Genomic DNA, 18794 nt, shown 5'->3' on the forward strand with positions numbered 1-18794 from the left:
ACGCCCGGTTACATTCCGAACCCGGAAGCTAAGCCTTTCAGCGCCGATGGTACTGCAGGGGGGACCCTGTGGGAGAGTAGGACGCCGCCGAACAACCCGCCCTTTTAGCTCAGTCGGTAGAGCGTCTCCATGGTAAGGAGAAGGTCAACGGTTCGATTCCGTTAAAGGGCTCCACAAAGAAAAGGCCCCCGCCATTGGCGGGGGCCTTTTTGTGTTTGCCGGCCTCTGGAGTGTCGGGAGATCGGAGAGGACGCGGTCGTGGCGGCCCCTGTGCAGGGGCCGCCTTGGTGTGTCAGCGGGGGTCAGGCTCGCGGAGACGCATCGCCAGGATGGCCATGTCGTCGGAGGCGGGGGCCTGGGCGAAGCGTTCGACCGCGCGGAGGACACGGGAGGCGACCGCGCCGGCCGTCAGGCCCGTACACGTCCGGAGCACTTCGGCGAGGCCGTCGTCGCCCAGCATGCGGGTGCCCTCACGGCGCTCCGTCACTCCGTCCGTGACACAGAGGAGGACGTCGCCCGGATCGAGCGTGATCGTCTGCTCGTAGAGTTCCAGGTCCTCCATGACGCCGAGGAGGGGCTGCGGCTCGGCCGCCGGCTCGACCGTGCCGTCCTGACGTAGGCGCAGGGGCAAGGGGTGACCGGCACAGACGACCTTCAGGATCGCCGAGCCGTCCTCCTGCGGGCGCATCTCGCCGTAGAGCAGGGTGAGGAAGCGGCTGCGTGCGCCCTCGTCGAGGATCGCGGCGTTGAGCCGCTCCAGGACCGCCGGGCCGCCGAAGCCCTCGCGGGCCAGGAGACGCAGGGCGTGGCGGGCCAGGCCGGTGACGGCCGCGGCCTCCGGGCCCGTACCGCAGACGTCGCCGATGGCGAATCCGTACGCGCCGTCGCGGATCGGGAAGAGGTCGTAGAAGTCACCGCCCACCTCGTTGCCCTCGCCGGCCGCACGGTAGATGACGTCGACCTCGACGCCGGGGATGTCCGGGAGGCCGGGCGGGAGGAGGCTGCGCTGGAGGGACTGGCTGATCGCCACGCGTTCCGAGTACAGGCGGGCGTTGTCCAGGGCCAGGGCCGCTCGGCGCGAGAGGTCCTCGGCGAGCTCCAGGATCTCCTGGCGGAAGTGGTCCTCGGAGGGCCTGCCCAGGGTCAGCATGCCGATGACCCTGTTGCGGGCGACCAGCGGCAGGACGACTGTCTCGCCGGCGACCGTGCTCGCGGTGGCCAGGGTCGTGTCGATGCCGGAGGACAGCGGGCTCGTGGGGTGGTCGAGGGCGCGGACCGAGGCGGAGAGCGCCGCTCGGTGCGCCGCGTCCCCGGGGGCCGTCCACACCCGGGCACCGGGCGTCGGCACCGGGTCGGGCGGGGAGATCGACGAGAGCAGCTCCTTCAGGCCGTCGATGCGGTCCTCGTCCTCGTGGAGCACGTACGAGAGGTACGGGTCGGAGGCCTGGTCGGCGATCGTGTAGACCGCGCACCAGGTGGCGAGGGTGGGGACCGTCATCTGGGCCATCAGGGCCAGGGTCTGGTCGCGGTCCAAGGTGCCGGCGAGGAGGTCGGAGGCCTCGACGAGGAAGCTGAGGGAGCCGCGGCGGAGGCGTTCGAGCTCGCCGAGGCGGGCCGACTCGACCGCGAGGGCGATGCGGTCGGCGGCGAACTGGAGGCGGAGGGCCTCTTCGTTGGAGTAGCGGTTCGGGGACTCCGCGGCGACGCCCAGGGAGCCGGTGAGCCGGCCCTCGACCTTGAGCGGGACCGTGACCACCGAGCGCATGCCGGTGGCTTCCAGGAGGGGGACGGCGCCGGGGACGGCGGCCAGGTCCTCGTGGACCGCGGGCATGCGGGCGGAGCCGTAGCGGCTGGCGCCGGTCTCGACCGGGACGCGGGCGAAGCGCTGGCGGGCGGCCGGGAGGCCCGTGGTCGCCCGTACCTCGAGCTCGGTCTCGTCGTCCGTGGCCAGGAGGAGGAAAGCGGCGTCTCCGTCGAGCATGTCTCGGGCGCGCTCGACCGTGCGCTGGAGGAGGCCGTCGAGGTCGTCGGGGGCCGGAGAGCCGATGAAGACCTCGAAGGGGTCCGCCGTGCGGCTCTCGGAGCCCGGCTCGGCGGCGGGGCGCTGCGGGGTCTGGAGGATGGCCCGCTCGTGCTCCCGTACGAGGAGGCAGACGGTGGAGGGTTCGCCCTGGGAGTCGCGGACGCGGAGGTGTGACGCGTAGACGGGGACGACGCGGCCGTCGGCGCAGCGGATGCCGTAGCTGCCCTCCCAGCGGGAGAGGCGCAGAGCCTCGGCGAGGCCGGTGCCGATGCCGGGGGTGTGCGGCCAGGCGGCGAAGTCGCCGAGGGGCTTGCCGGTGACCTGGTCGGCCTCGTAGCCGAAGAGCTCGGCGGCGTCCTCGTTCCAGGCGGTGACGACTCCGCCGCGGTCGATCTGGGCGACGGCGACGCGGACGCGGGTCTCTGCGGCCGGGAGGAGGGCGTCGGGGAGGACGGGGCCGGCGGAGCGGGTGCCCACCGGGCGCTGGGGGAGGTCGAGGTGGAACCAGACGTGTTTGCGAGTGGGGGAGTAGTCGACGCCCCACCGGTGGGCGAGGGCGGCGCAGAGCAGCAGGCCCCGGCCGTTCTCGCGGTCGGGGTTGGCGAGGGTGCGCCCGCTCTGGACGGGGATCTCGCGCTCGGGGTACTGGTCGGCGACCTCGACGCGGATGCTGTCCTCGGAGCGGAGGCAGAGGACCTCGGCGGAGGTGCCGGCGTGGATGACGGCATTGGTGACGAGCTCGCTGGTCAGGACGACGGCGTCGTCGACCAGCTCGGAGTGTCCCCAGCCCTGGAGGGTGTCCCTGACGAACGCGCGGGCGGCCGCGACGGACCGCCCGACGGGCTCGAAGCTGGCAGTCGCCCGCGCGGTGATCACAGCACTCCTCGTACGCGTTTCGACGCCCGGCTCTGCCATGCTCGGTCTGTCCCTCCCACTGCCCGGTGGTCGTGCGCGCACCACACCGACCCCGCCGGGCGGACCGGGGTGGTTGGACAGCCGGATGCCAGGTTACTTACCTTCGCTGTCCGCGCGGATGCCGGTCGTCGCAGTTTCCGTCCTCCGGAGATGGGGACGCTGTGCGAAGCTGCCGAACTGTTATCGCCTGGTTCGGTCGCGGTGAAACACTGGGCAGGCTATCGGCGAGAGCCGGAAGCGTACGGTCGACCCCTTTCGGGAGGGACACGGTGGAGTCTGGCACGGCGGCGCGGCGTGGCGGCGGGAGCGGCACGCGCGCGAGGGGCGGGCGTCCTCGTGGGGGGACGGTCCAGGTGGACGAGGCATCGCTGGAGCGGTTGCTGGCCGCGCTGGTGTCGATGCGGGACGGGAACTTCCGCAAGCGGCTCACGGTGTCCGGCGACGGGGTCATGGCGGAGATCTCCGCCGTGTTCAACGAGGTCGCGGACCGGCAGATGCACGTGACAGGGGAGCTGTCGCGGGTCCGTCGGGTGGTCGGGCGCGAGGGCAAGCTGTCCGAGCGGCTGGAGGCCGGGCCGACCGAGGGTGCCTGGGCCGCGGCGATCGAGGCCGCCAACGCGTTGGTCGACGATCTGGCCCGGCCGGTGTCCGAGGTGGGGCGGGTGCTGTCGGCGGTGGCCGAGGGTGACCTGGACCAGCGGATGGACCTGCGTTCGGAGGGTGCGGACGGGGCCGTTCGGCCGCTGCGCGGGGAGTTCCTCAAGGTCGCGCGTACCGCCAACAACCTCGTCGACCAGCTGTCGGTGTTCGCCTCCGAGGTGACGAGGGTCGCCGTCGAGGTGGGTACGGACGGCAAGCTGGGCGGGCAGGCGCAGGTGCGTGGGGTGTCCGGTTCTTGGAAGGACCTCACGGACTCGGTCAACACCATGGCGAACCGGCTGACGGCCCAGGTGCGGGACATCGCGCTCGTGACGACGGCGGTCGCGGACGGTGATCTGTCGCAGAAGGTCACGGCAAACGTCGCCGGCGAGATGCTGGAGCTGAAGAACACCGTCAACCGGATGGTGGACCAGCTGTCGTCGTTCTCCTCCGAGGTCACGCGTGTGGCCCGTGAGGTGGGTACGGAGGGCGAGCTCGGCGGTCAGGCCGAGGTGGCCGGGGTCGCGGGTGTGTGGAAGGACCTCACCGATTCCGTCAACACGATGGCGGGAAATCTCACCAATCAGGTGAGAGGGATCGCCGAGGTGACGACTGCGGTCGCCAACGGCGACCTGTCGCAGAAGGTGCGGGTCTCCGCCCGCGGTGAGATCGCGCAGCTCGCGGACACGATCAACCAGATGACCGAGACGCTGCGGACGTTCGCCGACGAGGTGACCCGGGTGTCGGGGGAGGTCGGCGCGCAGGGTCTGCTGGGCGGTCAGGCGCAGGTGCCGGGCGCGGCGGGGACGTGGAAGGACCTGACCGACTCGGTCAACACCGTCTTCCGGAACATCACCACGCAGGTGCGGGACATCGCGCAGGTGACGACGGCGGTGGCCAACGGTGACCTGTCGCAGAAGGTCACGGTCGACGTGGCCGGCGAGATGCTGGAGCTGAAGAACACCGTCAACACCATGGTCGACCAGCTGTCGGCCTTCGGTTCCGAGGTGACCCGGGTCGCCCGGGAGGTCGGTGTCGAGGGTCTGCTCGGTGGTCAGGCCGAGGTGCCGGGGGCCGCGGGGACGTGGAAGGACCTCACCGACTCGGTGAACACGGCCTTCCGGAACCTGACGGGTCAGGTGCGGGACATCGCGCAGGTGACGACGGCGGTGGCCAACGGTGACCTGTCGCAGAAGGTCACGGTCGACGTGGCCGGCGAGATGCTGGAGCTGAAGAACACCGTCAACACCATGGTGTCGCAGCTGTCGTCGTTCGCCGACCAGGTGACGCGGATGGCGCGGGACGTGGGCACCGAGGGCCGGCTCGGCGGGCAGGCGCGGGTGGACGGCGTCTCCGGCCGCTGGCGCGAGCTCACCGACTCCGTGAACTTCATGGCCGGCAACCTGACCTCGCAGGTGCGGCAGATCGCGCAGGTGACGACGGCGGTCGCCCGTGGTGACCTGTCGCAGAAGATCGACGTGGACGCCCGGGGCGAGATCCTGGAGCTGAAGAACACCATCAACACGATGGTCGACCAGCTCTCCGCCTTCGCGGACCAGGTGACCCGGGTCGCCCGCGAGGTGGGTACTGACGGCCGGCTCGGCGGGCAGGCGCAGGTGCCGGGTGTGGCCGGCGTGTGGCGTGACCTGACGGACTCGGTGAACGGCATGGCCGGGAACCTGACGACCCAGGTCCGCAACATCGCGCAGGTCGCCACCGCGGTCGCCCGTGGTGACCTGTCGCAGAAGATCGACGTGGACGCCCGGGGCGAGATCCTGGAGCTGAAGAACACCCTCAACACGATGGTCGACCAGCTCTCGAACTTCGCCGAGCAGGTGACCCGGGTGGCCCGCGAGGTGGGCACCGAGGGCATCCTGGGTGGTCAGGCCGAGGTGCAGGGGGTCTCCGGCACCTGGAAGGACCTCACCCAGTCGGTGAACTTCATGGCGAACAACCTCACCATCCAGGTGCGGAACATCGCCGAGGTCACGACCGCGGTCGCGATGGGCGACCTCTCCAAGAAGATCACGGTCGACGCCCGGGGCGAGATCCTGGAGCTGGTCACGACCGTCAACACGATGGTCGACCAGCTGTCGAACTTCGCGGACGAGGTCACGCGCGTGGCCCGCGAGGTGGGTACGGAGGGCATCCTCGGCGGCCAGGCACGCGTACGCGGTGTCACGGGTACGTGGAAGGACCTCAGCGACAACGTCAACCTGATGGCCAACAACCTGACGAGTCAGGTGCGGAACATCTCCCGGGTCTCGGCGGCCGTCGCCAACGGCGATCTGACGAAGAAGGTGACGGTCGAGGCGCGCGGCGAGGTCGCCGAACTCGCCGAGACCGTCAACACGATGGTGACGACCCTCTCGTCCTTCGCGGACGAGGTCACGCGTGTGGCGCGTGAGGTGGGTACGGAGGGCGAACTGGGCGGTCAGGCGCGGGTTCCGGGTGTCTCCGGCACCTGGAAGGACCTGACCGAGTCGGTGAACTCGATGGCCGACAACCTCACCGGTCAGGTGCGGCAGATCGCCGCCGTCACCACCGCCATCGCCAAGGGCGACCTGACGAAGAAGATCGACATCGATGCGCGCGGTGAGATCCAGGAGCTGAAGAACACCATCAACACGATGGTCGACCAGCTGTCGAACTTCGCCGAGGAGGTCACGCGCGTGGCCCGCGAGGTGGGCACCGACGGGCAGCTCGGCGGCCAGGCCCGGGTCCGGGACGTGGAGGGCACCTGGAGCGACCTCACCGAGTCCGTGAACGAGATGGCCGGGAACCTGACCCGGCAGGTGCGGGCCATCGCGGCCGTCGCCACCGCGGTGACCCGCGGCGACCTCAACGTCAAGATCGACGGTGTGGACGCGGCCGGTGAGATCCAGGCGCTCCAGGACAACATCAACACGATGATCGCCAACCTGCGCGACACCACCCTCGCCAACGACGAGCAGGACTGGCTCAAGAGCAACCTGGCCCGCATCTCCGGTCTGATGCAGGGCCGCCGGGACCTCGACGACGTCGCCTCGCTCATCATGAGCGAGCTGACGCCGGTGGTCTCGGCGCAGCACGGCGCCTTCTTCGTCGCCATGCCGACCGGGCACGCCCACAGCGACGCCGAACTCGTCGGCGAGGGCGACGGCTCGTACGAGCTGCGGATGCGCGGGAGTTACGGGTACTCCACCGGGTCGATGCCGACCTCGTTCCGCCCCGGCGAGACGCTCATCGGGACGGCGGCCGAGGAGAAGCGGACCATCCAGGTCAACGTGCCGCCGGGCTATCTGAAGATCTCCTCGGGGCTGGGGGAGGCCTCGCCCGCGCATGTGATCGTGCTTCCGGTGCTCTTCGAGGGCAAGGTCCTCGGGGTGATCGAGCTGGCCTCGTTCCAGCCGTTCGCGCAGATCCAGCGGGACTTCCTCAACCAGATCGCCGAGTTGATCGCGACCACCGTCAACACCATCAGCGTCAACACCAAGACCGAGGTGCTGCTGCAGCAGTCGCAGGAGCTCACGGAGCAGCTCAAGGAGCGTTCGGCCGAGCTGGAGCACCGGCAGAAGGAGCTCCAGGGCTCGAACCTGGAGCTGGAGGAGAAGGCGGAGCTGCTCGCCCGGCAGAACCGGGACATCGAGGTGAAGAACACCGAGATCGAGGAGGCCCGGCAGGTCCTGGAGGAGCGTGCCGAACAGCTCGCCGTCTCCATGCGGTACAAGTCGGAGTTCCTGGCGAACATGTCGCACGAGCTGCGCACGCCGCTCAACTCGCTGCTGATCCTCGCCAAGTTGCTCGCGGACAACGCCGAGACCAATCTGACGCCGAAGCAGGTCGAGTTCGCGGAGACGATCCACGGTGCCGGTTCGGACCTGCTCCAGCTGATCAACGACATCCTCGACCTGTCGAAGGTCGAGGCGGGCAAGATGGACGTCTCGCCGACCCGGATCGCGCTCGTGCAGCTCGTCGACTACGTGGAGGCGACCTTCCGGCCGCTCACGGCGGAGAAGGGGCTCGACTTCTCGGTGCGGGTCTCGCCCGAGCTGCCGGCCACGCTCCACACCGACGAGCAGCGGCTCCTGCAGGTGCTGCGCAACCTCCTGTCCAACGCGGTGAAGTTCACCGACTCGGGTGCGGTGGAGCTGGTGATCCGGCCGGCCAACGCGGACGTGCCGCAGTCGATCCGCGAGCAGCTCCTGGAGGCGGGTTCGCTGCGCGACCCGGAGGCCGATCTGATCGCGTTCTCGGTGACGGACACCGGCATCGGGATCGCGGCGAGCAAGATGCGGGTCATCTTCGAGGCGTTCAAGCAGGCCGACGGCACGACCAGCCGGAAGTACGGCGGTACGGGTCTGGGGCTGTCGATCAGCCGGGAGATCGCGCGGCTGCTCGGCGGCGAGATCTTCGCGGCGAGCGAGGCGGGCCGCGGTTCGACGTTCACGCTGTACCTGCCGCTGAGCCCGACGGAGCTGCCGTCGCACGGGTACGGGCAGGGGGCGCCGGACGCCGAGGATCCGCAGCAGGGGGCCGAGGAGGGGGCCGGGGCCGTGCACGCGTTCCCGCACTTCCCGCCGGCGCCCGTACGGACCGAGGCGCGGTCCGGGGCCGGGGCGCTGTTCCGGCACCGGCGGAAGGCCGCGGCGGAGGCGACCGGGGCGCGGACCGCCGTGCCGGGGCAGTCCGGTCAGCCGGGTGCCGTGGACCGGGCGGAGCCGGAGGCGGAGGTCGAGCCCCGGCGGACCTTCAACTTCTCGGGCGAGCGGGTGCTCATCGTGGACGACGACATCCGTAACGTCTTCGCGCTCACGAGCGTCCTGGAGCAGCACGGGCTCGCGGTGCTGTACGCGGAGAACGGGCGCGAGGGCATCGAGGTCCTGGAGCAGCACGACGACGTGACGGTCGTGCTGATGGACATCATGATGCCGGAGATGGACGGGTACGCGACGACGACCGCGATCCGGCGGATGCCGCAGTTCGCGGGGCTGCCGATCATCGCTCTGACGGCGAAGGCCATGAAGGGCGACCGGGAGAAGGCGATCGAGTCGGGTGCCTCGGACTATGTGACGAAGCCGGTCGATCCCGACCACCTGCTGTCCGTCATGGAGCAGTGGATGCGCGGGGAGTGACTCCGGACGGGGGGCCCGCGCGGCGGTTCGCGCGGGCCCCCCGGGCTTCGCTGACGGAGTGTCGCCACGGGGGTGTGAGCGGGCGGGATACGGGGAACCTTCTGGTCTCCCACCGCGTTTCTGCTACGTGCACAGTGACATCGCGGTGACAGGGTGTGGCGACGGGCGGGGTGCGGCTACGATGACCGGCACAAGGACGGACGGCGCTAGGGAGTCGTCTTCTGGGGCGGCACCCGGTGCTTCCCCCGGTCACGGGAGCCGGGGAGAGCCGTTGCCGGGGCGAGGAGGACGGGGCATGGTGCAGAAGGCCAAGATCCTCCTGGTCGATGACCGGCCGGAGAATCTGCTGGCGCTGGAGGCCATTCTCTCCGCGCTCGATCAGACGCTGGTGCGGGCATCGTCCGGGGAGGAAGCGCTCAAGGCGCTGCTGACGGACGACTTCGCGGTCATCCTGCTGGACGTCCAGATGCCGGGTATGGACGGTTTCGAGACGGCCGCGCACATCAAGCGGCGTGAGCGGACCCGGGACATCCCGATCATCTTCCTCACCGCCATCAACCACGGCCCCCACCACACCTTCCGGGGGTACGCGGCCGGGGCGGTCGACTACATCTCGAAGCCGTTCGACCCGTGGGTGCTGCGCGCCAAGGTCTCCGTCTTCGTCGAGCTCTACATGAAGAACTGCAAGCTGCGCGAGCAGGCCGCCCTGCTGCGGCTGCAGTTGGAGGGTGGCGGCGAGGGCGGTCACGGCAAGGAGTCCGCCGGGCTGCTCGCCGAACTCTCCGCCCGCCTCGCCGCCGTCGAGGAGCAGGCGGAGGCGCTGTCGAAGCAGCTCGACGACGACTCCGCCGACGCGGCGGCCGTCGCCACCGCCGCTCACCTGGAGCGGAAGCTCACCGGGCTGCGGCGCGCCCTGGACGCCCTGGAGCCCGGTACGGGCGCCGCGCCGACGCTTCCCGCCCAGACCTGACGTACCGTCACTCGGGGTGGCGGGGCGTGACCCGGCGTCAGCTCCGGTCCCCGGCGGGGATGACACGATCGGGTGACTCGGACACCCGTCCGCCTACCGGCGGGTGAGAGCGGACAGCCCGTCCCCTCACCGGTAACCTCAGCATCATGGCTTCACGTACGTCCGGCAAGGGTTCTCAGGGCACGGCGGGCGCCGCAAAGCCGCGCGCCGGCCGGACGACGGCCGCCGCGAAGAAAGCGGCGCCCGCGAAGTCGCCGGCCAAGCCGCCCGCCAAACCCGCGAAGAAGGCGACGGCCAAGAAGGCCGCGCCCGCCAAGCGCGCGCCCGCGCGGAAGACCGCCGCGAAGAAGGCCCCGCCCCGCCCCGCGCCGTCTCCCACCGGAGGCGTCTACCGGCTCGTCCGCGGTGTCTGGCTGGGCCTCGCCCACGCCATCGGCGCGATGTTCCGGGGGATAGGGCGTGGCGCCAAGGGCCTCGACCCCGCCCACCGCAAGGACGGGCTCGCGCTGCTGCTGCTCGGCATCGCGCTGATCGTCGCCGCTGGCACCTGGTCGAACCTGCGCGGCCCGGTCGGCGACCTCGTCGAGATGCTGGTCACCGGGGCCTTCGGGCGGCTCGACCTGCTGGTGCCGCTGCTCCTCGGCGCGATCGGCGTCCGGGTGATCCTCTACCCCGAGAAGCCCGAGGCCAACGGCCGTATCGTCATCGGGCTCTCCGCCCTCGTCATCGGCGTCCTCGGCCAGGTCCACATCGCCTGCGGCTCACCGGGCCGCGGCGACGGCGCCGAGGCCATGCACGACGCGGGCGGCCTCATCGGCTGGGCCGCCTCCCAGCCCCTCGTCTTCATGATGGGCGAGGTCCTCGCCGTACCGATGCTGGTGCTGCTCACGATCTTCGGCCTGCTCGTCGTCACCGCCACCCCGGTCAACGCCATCCCGCAGCGCCTGCGCGCCCTCGGTGCCCGGCTCGGCCTCGTCGAACCCGCCGACGACCCGGAGCAGGACGAGGGGTACGAGGGGGCCGAGGCGTACGACGAGGAGTGGCGCGAGGCCCCGCCGCGGACCGTCCGCCCCACCCGGCGCCGGGCGACCGGTCCGGCGGAGCCGTACGACGTCGACCGGGCCGAGGCCGAGCTCCTGGAGCGGCGGGCCGGCCGGGCCCCGCGCGGCACGGCGCCCGAGCCCTTCGGCCACGGCATGGACCCGGTGGACATCGCGGCGGCCGCGGCGGCCGCTCTCGACGGGGCCGTGCTCAACGGCATGCCGCCCTCCCCGATCGTCGCCGACCTGACCCGGGACGTCACCGCCGAGCGCGAGGCCGCCCTGGCCGCCGCCGAGGAGACCTCCGGGCCCGACGCCCCCGCCGCGCCCGTACCCGGGGCGCGTGGTCGCGACAAGCGGGGCGGCGGAGGCGTACCCGACCTGACGAAGCCGGCGCCCGAGCCGACCGATCTGCCGCCCCGGGCCGAGCAGCTCCAGCTCTCCGGCGACATCACGTACTCGCTGCCGTCGATGGACCTGCTGGAGCGGGGCGGGCCCGGAAAGACCCGGAGCGCGGCCAACGACCTCGTCGTGGAATCGCTCTCCAACGTGTTCACCGAGTTCAAGGTCGACGCGGCCGTCACCGGCTTCACCCGCGGTCCGACGGTCACGCGGTACGAGGTCGAGCTCGGTCCCGCCGTGAAGGTCGAGAAGATCACGGCCCTGACCAAGAACATCGCGTACGCGGTGGCCTCGCCGGACGTCCGGATCATCTCGCCGATCCCCGGCAAGTCCGCCGTCGGCATCGAGATCCCGAACAGCGACCGCGAGATGGTCAACCTCGGGGACGTCCTGCGGCTCGCGGACGCCGCGGGCGACGACCACCCGATGCTGGTCGCGCTCGGCAAGGACGTCGAGGGCGGCTACGTGATGGCCAACCTGGCGAAGATGCCCCACATCCTGGTCGCCGGAGCCACCGGCTCCGGCAAGTCCTCCTGCATCAACTGCCTCATCACCTCGGTGATGATAAGAGCGACGCCCGAGGATGTCCGGATGGTGCTCGTCGACCCCAAGCGGGTCGAGCTCACCGCCTACGAGGGCATCCCGCACCTGATCACCCCCATCATCACCAACCCCAAGCGGGCCGCCGAGGCCCTGCAGTGGGTCGTGAAGGAGATGGACCTCCGCTACGACGACCTGGCGGCCTTCGGCTTCCGGCACATCGACGACTTCAACCAGGCCATCCGGGACGGGAAGATCAAGCTGCCCGAGGGCAGCCAGCGGGAGCTCAACCCCTACCCGTACCTCCTGGTGATCGTCGACGAGCTCGCCGACCTGATGATGGTCGCGCCGAGGGACGTCGAGGACTCGATCGTCCGCATCACCCAGTTGGCCCGCGCCGCCGGCATCCATCTCGTCCTCGCCACCCAGCGGCCGTCCGTGGACGTCGTCACCGGTCTCATCAAGGCGAACGTGCCCTCGCGCCTCGCCTTCGCGACGTCCTCGCTCGCCGACAGCCGGGTCATCCTGGACCAGCCCGGTGCGGAGAAGCTCATCGGAAAGGGTGACGGACTGTTCCTGCCGATGGGCGCCAACAAGCCCGTCCGCATGCAGGGTGCCTTCGTCACCGAGCACGAGGTCGCGGCCGTCGTGCAGCACTGCAAGGACCAGATGACGCCCGTCTTCCGGGACGACGTCACCGTCGGCACCAAGCAGAAGAAGGAGATCGACGAGGAGATCGGCGACGACCTCGACCTGCTGTGCCAGGCCGCCGAGCTGGTCGTCTCGACCCAGTTCGGCTCCACCTCGATGCTCCAGCGCAAGCTGCGCGTCGGTTTCGCCAAGGCCGGCCGGCTGATGGACCTGATGGAGTCGCGGAACATCGTCGGACCGAGCGAGGGCTCCAAGGCGCGTGACGTGCTGGTGAAGCCCGACGAGTTGGACGAGGTCCTGGCCGTGATCCGGGGCGAGTCGGGGTGAGTCCGGGGGTGTAGCGGAGGGGCGAGCGGGTAGGCGGTCGGCATCGGAGAGACCGGTCGGCGCCCGCGTACCCGATCGAGACCGGGCCGAGACTCACTCGTAAGGGAACGGGGGCAACCGTTTCCCCTGGCCGTACGTCAAGTTGGACGGTGGGACAGAAGGATGTCCCAGCCTCATGGCGTACAAACAGCACCCGCCCGGTTGCCCCACCCTTTCGTACCACCCATAGACTGAACGTCCAGCAGGTGGCTACACGCTCGAAAGGCGCTCTCGTGTCCATCGGCAACTCCCCCGAAGACGACCGGACGTTCCCGGCAGACGACCGGGACTCGATCGGTCGCGCTCTCCAGCAGGCCCGAATCGCCGCCGGTCTCACCGTCGAAGAGGTCAGTGCCTCCACCCGTGTCCGCATCCCGATCGTTCACGCGATCGAGGAGGACGACTTCTCGCGCTGCGGCGGCGACGTCTACGCGCGAGGGCACATCCGCACCCTGGCGCGCGCCGTCGGCATCGATCCGGCCGATCTGATCGAGCAGTACGACGCCGCCCACGGCGGTCGCCCCTCGCCCACCCCCGCCGCCCCGCTCTTCGAGGCGGAACGTATCCGCCCCGAACCGCGGCGGCCCAACTGGACCGCCGCGATGGTCGCGGCGATCGTCGCCGTCGTCGGCTTCGTCGGTTTCACGATGTTCGACGGGAACGAGGCACCCAAGGGCACCACGACCGCCGACGGCGGTCCGGCCCCGGCGCCGGAGAAGGCGACCTCCGCCGCCAAGCCGAAGCCGGTCAAGCCGGTGGCCCCGAAGCCCAGCGAGAGCGCGATCGCCGCGGTCCCGCAGGACAAGGTCACGGTCAAGCTCACCGCCGTCGACGGCAAGAGCTGGATCTCGGCCAAGGCCGAGGACGGGAAGCTGCTCTTCGACGGTCTCCTCCTGGAGGGCGAGTCCAAGACCTTCCAGGACGACGAGCGCGTCGACCTGGTCCTCGGCAACGCCGGTGCGATCGAGCTCTACGTCAACGGCAAGAAGGTCGAAGAGAAGTTCGAATCCGGTCAGGTCGAGCGGCTCACCTACACCAAGGGCGACCCCGAGGCCGGATGATCCGTCCCGGTCGGGCGGGCGGGTCCGTACGGAGCCGCCCGGACCCCGTGATGTGACCTCTGTCGCGCAGGTGAACCCTGCGCGACGGGGGAACGGCCGGGACGAAGTAGTCTTGAGCCCATGCCCGAACGCCGTACCGTCGCCCTTGTCACTCTTGGCTGCGCCCGTAACGAGGTGGACTCGGAGGAGCTCGCAGGCCGCTTGGCAGCGGACGGCTGGGAGCTCGTCGAGAACGCCGAGGAAGCGGACGTCGCCGTCGTCAACACCTGCGGATTCGTCGAAGCCGCCAAGAAGGACTCCGTCGACGCCCTCCTCGAAGCCAATGATCTGAAGGATCACGGCAAGACCCAGGCCGTCGTGGCCGTCGGCTGCATGGCCGAGCGGTACGGCAAGGAGCTCGCCGAAGCCCTCCCGGAGGCCGACGGCGTCCTCGGCTTCGACGACTACGCCGACATCTCCAACCGCCTCCAGACCATCCTCAACGGTGGCAGTGTCGAGGCCCACACCCCGCGTGACCGGCGCAAGCTGCTGCCGCTGTCCCCCGTGGAGCGCCAGGAGGCCGCCGCGGCCGTGGCCCTGCCCGGACACGGCGACGCGGCCGAGGAGCCCGTCGACGCCCCCGCCGACCTGCCCGAGGGCCTCGCGCCCGCCTCGGGCCCGCGCGCGCCGCTCCGCCGCCGGCTCGACACCAGCCCCGTCGCCTCCGTGAAGCTCGCCTCCGGCTGCGACCGCCGCTGCTCCTTCTGCGCCATCCCCTCTTTCCGCGGCTCCTTCGTCTCGCGCCGTCCCTCGGACGTGCTGAACGAGACGCGCTGGCTCGCCGAGCAGGGCGTGAAGGAGGTCATGCTGGTCTCCGAGAACAACACCTCGTACGGCAAGGACCTCGGCGACATCCGCCTCCTGGAGAGCCTGCTGCCCGAGCTGGCCTCCGTCGACGGCATCGAGCGCGTCCGCGTCAGCTACCTCCAGCCCGCCGAGATGCGCCCCGGCCTCATCGACGTCCTGACCTCGACCGACAAGGTCGTGCCCTACTTCGACCTGTCCTTCCAGCACAGCGCCCCCGACGTGCTGCGGGCCATGCGCCGCTTCGGCGACACCGACCGCTTCCTGGAGCTCCTGGAGACCATCCGCTCCAAGGCCCCGACGGCCGGTGCCCGCTCCAACTTCATCGTCGGCTTCCCCGGCGAGACCGAGGCGGACTTCGCCGAGCTGGAACGCTTCATCACCCACGCCCGGCTGGACGCCATCGGCGTCTTCGGCTACTCCGACGAGGACGGCACCGAGGCCGCCACGTACGAGCACAAGCTCGACCAGGACGTCGTCGACGAGCGGCTCGCCCACCTCTCCCGGCTCGCCGAGGAGCTCACCGCACAGCGCGCGGAGGAGCGGATCGGAGAGACCCTGGAAGTACTCGTCGAGACCCTGGACGAGGAGGACGGCTGGATCGGCCGCGCCGCCCACCAGGCCCCCGAGACCGACGGACAGGTGGTCCTCACCACGGCCGACGGTACGAGCCCTGACCTGGCCCCGGGCCGTATGGTCAGTGCGAAGGTCGTCGGCACGGAAGGCGTCGACCTGGTGGCCGAGTGTCTTTTCGAGGAGGCAGGCAGATGACCGGAGTCCCGGCATCCGCGACGGGCGGGACCGGTAGGCCGGCGCCCCGCGGCAAGCTGGGCGCGGCGGCCGTCAACCAGGCCAGCCTGTGGAACATCGCCAACATCCTCACCATGATCCGGCTCGTGCTCGTGCCGGGCTTCGTGATCCTGCTGTTCCAGGACGGCGGGCACGACCCGGCGTGGCGGGCCTGGGCGTGGGCGGCGTTCGCGGTGGCCATGATCACGGACGTGTTCGACGGGCACCTGGCCCGTACGTACAACCTGGTCACCGACTTCGGGAAGATCGCCGACCCGATCGCCGACAAGGCGATCATGGCCGCCGGACTCATCAGCCTCTCCTTGCTGGGCGACCTGCCCTGGTGGGTGACCGGGGTCATTCTCGCCCGCGAGCTGGGCATCACCCTGATGCGGTTCTGGGTGATCCGGCACGGGGTCATCCCGGCGAGCCGCGGCGGCAAGATCAAGACACTCGCGCAGGGCACGGCGGTCGGCATGTACGTGCTCATGCTCACCGGAGCGCTGGCCACCCTGCGCTTCTGGGTGATGGCGCTGGCCGTCGTGCTGACGGTCGTCACCGGCCTGGACTACGTGCGGCAGGCGATCGTCCTGCGCCGCGAGGGCCTCGCCCAGGAGCGGGCGGCCGCGCGGTCGGAGGCGGCGACGCGATGACCGAGGCCGCCCGGGTGCTGGCGCTGCTCGCGGAGCGTGGTCACACGCTGGCCGCCGCGGAGTCGCTCACGGGTGGTCTGGTGGCCGCCGAGCTCACCGGCGTACCGGGCGCCTCGGCGTCCTTCCGGGGGTCGGTCACGGCCTACGCCACGGTCCTCAAGCACGAGCTGCTGGACGTCGACAGGGCCCTTCTCGCGGAGCGCGGCGCTGTCGATCCGGAGGTCGCGCTGCAGATGGCGGCCGGTGTGCGGGCCCGGCTCGGTGCCGACTGGGGGATCTCCACGACCGGGGTCGCGGGGCCCGACCCGCAGGACGGCCAGGCCGTCGGAACCGTCTACGTGGCGGTCGCCGGGCCGGCCGGAGTGTGCGCCGGGGCCGGGAAAGTGGTCTCGTTGAGATTGAACGGCGACCGCGCGGAAATCCGTAGAGAGACTGTACGGAGCGTGTTGGAACTGCTCCATGAGGAACTCTCGGGAAATGCGCGGGCACAGGATACGGAACACAACGGGGGGAATTGATGTTTGCAGCCCTGAGTGAACACGACATCGCTCCCCGCACGGCCGCAGCGCGAGGCGGTACGGTGGGGCGTGAAGGATGCGGCTACGCGGTCCGAGGAGGGAGCCACCGATGATTCTGCTCCGTCGCCTGTTGGGTGACGTGCTGCGTCGGCAGCGCCAGCGCCAGGGCCGTACTCTGCGCGAAGTCTCCTCGTCCGCCCGAGTCTCGCTCGGCTATCTCTCCGAGGTGGAGCGGGGGCAGAAGGAGGCTTCCTCCGAACTGCTCTCCGCGATCTGCGACGCGCTGGACGTACGGATGTCCGAGCTCATGCGTGAAGTGAGTGACGAGCTGTCGCTGGCCGAACTGGCCGAGTCGGCAGCGGCGAGCGAACCGGTGCCGACGCCGGTGCGCCCGATGCTCAATTCGGTGTCGGTGACGTCGGTGGGCGGTGTGCCCACCGAGCGGGTGACCATCAAGGCACCCGCGGAAGCGGTGGACGTCGTCGCTGCCTGAACCGAAGTGGGGCGAAGCCCCGGTCGGTGCCCTCTCAGGGCGCGGACCGGGGCTTTTCTCGTTCCCGGTCGGCTTCTCGCGCGTTCTCCGGTCGACTTCTCTCGCCTTCTCCCGCTCGACTCGTAGCTCCTTCTCCCGCTCGACATGCCGGGTGCCGGTGGGGCTGCCATGGTGGGGAGACGTACGACTGGTTGGAGATCCCGCATGTCTGTCGTGAAGAGCCCGCTGTCCGAGGCCGACCTCAAGACGGTCGGCAACGCGCTCCAGGGGGCGCTGGTCGATCTCGTCGACCTCGCCCTGGTCGCCAAGCAGGTGCACTGGAACGTCGTCGGGCCGCGGTTCCGCTCCGTCCATCTGCAGCTCGACGAGGTCGTCGACACCGCGCGGCTGCACTCCGACACCGTTGCGGAGCGGGCCTCCGCACTCGGCGTCACTCCGGACGGGCGGTCGGCGACCGTGGCCTCCTCCAGCGCGATCGGGACGGTCCCGGAGGGGTGGATCAAGGACGAGGAGGCCGTACGGATCCTGGTCGCCGCGCTGGGAGCCGTCATCACCCGGATGCGGGAGCGGATCGACGCGACCGGTGATCCCGACCCGATCAGCCAGGACATCCTGATCGGTCTGACGGGCGATCTCGAGAAGCACCACTGGATGTTCCAAGCGGAGAGCGCGTAGGGCGGCGTGGCCGACCGTGCGGTGTGCGCCGGGGCTGCAACCGGTGCGCCCTGCCGCTGGGTGATCCTGTCGGTCTAGCCTCGACCGCGGGAGGCGGCCATGGTACGGCGACGTGTTCCGCCGGCGACGCTCGCGCTGGTCGCGGTCGGGCTGGTGGCCGGGGGGCTCTGGTGGTGGGCGGTGCTGCGCCTGCTCCTCGTGCCGGGGGACGCCGGGATCGTCGAAGGGGCGGTGGCCGCGGGCGGCTGGGGGCTGAGCCTGCTCCCCGTCCACGTCGCGGCCTCGGCCCGACGCTCGGAAGCCGGTGGGCCCGGCTCCTTCGTCACCAGGGCATCGCGACGCCGCCGTTGGGGCGCAGGATCTGACCCGTCGTGAACGAGGAGGCGTCGGAGGCGAGATGGAGGACCGCGTGCGCGATGTCCTCCGGCTCGCCGACCCGGCCGAGCGGTGAGTGACGGACCATCGCGGCCTCCGCCTGCTGCTGGGCGGCCGGTTCGTGACGGTCCGTCATGGGTGTGCGGATCCAGCCCGGTGCGACCGCGTTGACCCGGATCCCGTACGGGCCGGCCTCCACCGCCAGGGTCTTCGTCAGCTGCACGACGGCCGCCTTGGTGACGCTGTAGCAGAGCAGTCCCGGGCTCGCGGTGTCCATCGCGCCCGAGGCCATGGTGACGATCGAGCCCGCGGTGCCGGAGGCGATCATCGAGCGGGCCGCCTCCTGGCAGGCGTACAGGACTCCCTTGAAGTTCACCGCGAGGACGCGGTCCAGGTCCTCGTCACGGGTCTCCAGGACGGTGCTCGTGTGCATGATCCCGGCGACGGCGGCCATGACGTGGAGGGGGCCGGCGGAGCGGACGGCGGCGGCCAGCGCGGCCCGGTCGGTGACGTCCAGGGGGTGCGTGTGCGCGGTGCCCCCCTCGCCGGCGACGAGGGCCGCGGTCTCCTTGAGGCCGTGCTCGTCGCGGTCGGCGCCGTGCACGACCGCGCCCGCCTGGGCGAGGAGCAGCGCGGTGGCGCGGCCGATGCCGCTCGCGGCGCCGGTGACGAACGCGGTGCGGCCGGTGAGGTCGTACGCCTTGAGGGTCATGTCCGGACCGTACGA

General features: G+C 70.7%; 12 protein-coding genes, 1 tRNA gene and 1 rRNA gene. 12 read left to right on the plus strand and 2 right to left on the minus strand.

What is annotated here, in order from left to right; translation table 11 throughout:
- Both rrf and ACF08F_RS31080 read left to right on the plus strand, forming a co-directional pair.
- A 5S ribosomal RNA gene (gene rrf / locus ACF08F_RS31075) occupies positions 1-93 on the plus strand; the annotation flags it as partial.
- A 5-nt stretch (positions 94-98) separates the two neighbouring features.
- A tRNA-Thr gene (locus tag ACF08F_RS31080) sits at positions 99-174 on the plus strand.
- A gap of 118 nt (positions 175-292) precedes the next feature.
- On the opposite strand, the gene ACF08F_RS31085 is transcribed toward ACF08F_RS31080, so the two are convergent.
- Positions 293-2938 carry a SpoIIE family protein phosphatase gene (locus tag ACF08F_RS31085; RefSeq protein WP_392301859.1) on the minus strand — a complete coding sequence of 882 codons (2646 nt, stop codon included), beginning with the start codon at positions 2936-2938 and terminating at the stop codon, positions 293-295.
- A gap of 269 nt (positions 2939-3207) precedes the next feature.
- On the opposite strand from ACF08F_RS31085, the gene ACF08F_RS31090 reads away from it, so the two are divergent.
- From ACF08F_RS31090 to ACF08F_RS31135, 10 genes are all read left to right on the plus strand, one after another.
- Entirely contained in the window at positions 3208-8691 is a 5484-nt protein-coding gene (locus tag ACF08F_RS31090; protein ID WP_392301860.1) for a HAMP domain-containing protein, read from the plus strand.
- A 295-nt stretch (positions 8692-8986) separates the two neighbouring features.
- Positions 8987-9661, plus strand: a complete 675-nt coding sequence (locus ACF08F_RS31095; RefSeq protein WP_024758916.1) for a two-component system response regulator — start codon at positions 8987-8989, stop codon at positions 9659-9661.
- A 146-nt stretch (positions 9662-9807) separates the two neighbouring features.
- Entirely contained in the window at positions 9808-12621 is a 2814-nt protein-coding gene (locus ACF08F_RS31100) for a DNA translocase FtsK (RefSeq protein ID WP_392301861.1), read from the plus strand.
- Positions 12622-12893: 272 nt separating this feature from the next.
- Positions 12894-13721 (plus strand): helix-turn-helix domain-containing protein, encoded by an 828-nt coding sequence (locus tag ACF08F_RS31105; RefSeq protein ID WP_392301862.1) that lies wholly within the window; start codon positions 12894-12896, stop codon positions 13719-13721.
- Between the two features lie 120 nt (positions 13722-13841).
- Positions 13842-15335 carry a 30S ribosomal protein S12 methylthiotransferase RimO gene (gene rimO, locus ACF08F_RS31110; protein ID WP_392301863.1) on the plus strand — a complete coding sequence of 498 codons (1494 nt, stop codon included), beginning with the start codon at positions 13842-13844 and terminating at the stop codon, positions 15333-15335.
- Entirely contained in the window at positions 15332-16006 is a 675-nt protein-coding gene (gene pgsA / locus ACF08F_RS31115; RefSeq protein WP_392301864.1) for a CDP-diacylglycerol--glycerol-3-phosphate 3-phosphatidyltransferase, read from the plus strand. The genes rimO and pgsA overlap by 4 nt, the downstream gene beginning before the upstream one ends.
- Positions 16003-16524, plus strand: a complete 522-nt coding sequence (locus ACF08F_RS31120) for a CinA family protein (RefSeq protein ID WP_392301865.1) — start codon at positions 16003-16005, stop codon at positions 16522-16524. Before pgsA ends, ACF08F_RS31120 begins: the two co-directional genes overlap by 4 nt.
- Before the next feature lie 109 nt (positions 16525-16633).
- Positions 16634-17017 carry a helix-turn-helix domain-containing protein gene (locus ACF08F_RS31125; RefSeq protein ID WP_392301866.1) on the plus strand — a complete coding sequence of 128 codons (384 nt, stop codon included), beginning with the start codon at positions 16634-16636 and terminating at the stop codon, positions 17015-17017.
- 204 nt (positions 17018-17221) lie between these two features.
- Positions 17222-17692: a Dps family protein gene (locus tag ACF08F_RS31130; RefSeq protein ID WP_392301867.1), complete on the plus strand. Its 471-nt coding sequence runs from the start codon at positions 17222-17224 to the stop codon at positions 17690-17692.
- Between the two features lie 99 nt (positions 17693-17791).
- Positions 17792-18067 carry a hypothetical protein gene (locus ACF08F_RS31135; protein WP_392301868.1) on the plus strand — a complete coding sequence of 92 codons (276 nt, stop codon included), beginning with the start codon at positions 17792-17794 and terminating at the stop codon, positions 18065-18067.
- Here the strand turns inward: ACF08F_RS31135 and ACF08F_RS31140 are convergent.
- Entirely contained in the window at positions 18015-18779 is a 765-nt protein-coding gene (locus ACF08F_RS31140) for an SDR family NAD(P)-dependent oxidoreductase (RefSeq protein WP_392301869.1), read from the minus strand. The two genes, ACF08F_RS31135 and ACF08F_RS31140, sit on opposite strands and share 53 nt — an antisense overlap.
- Between the last annotated feature and the right edge of the window lie 15 nt (positions 18780-18794).

Source organism: Streptomyces sp. NPDC015130, from assembly GCF_043080005.1.
GTDB lineage: Bacteria > Actinomycetota > Actinomycetes > Streptomycetales > Streptomycetaceae > Streptomyces.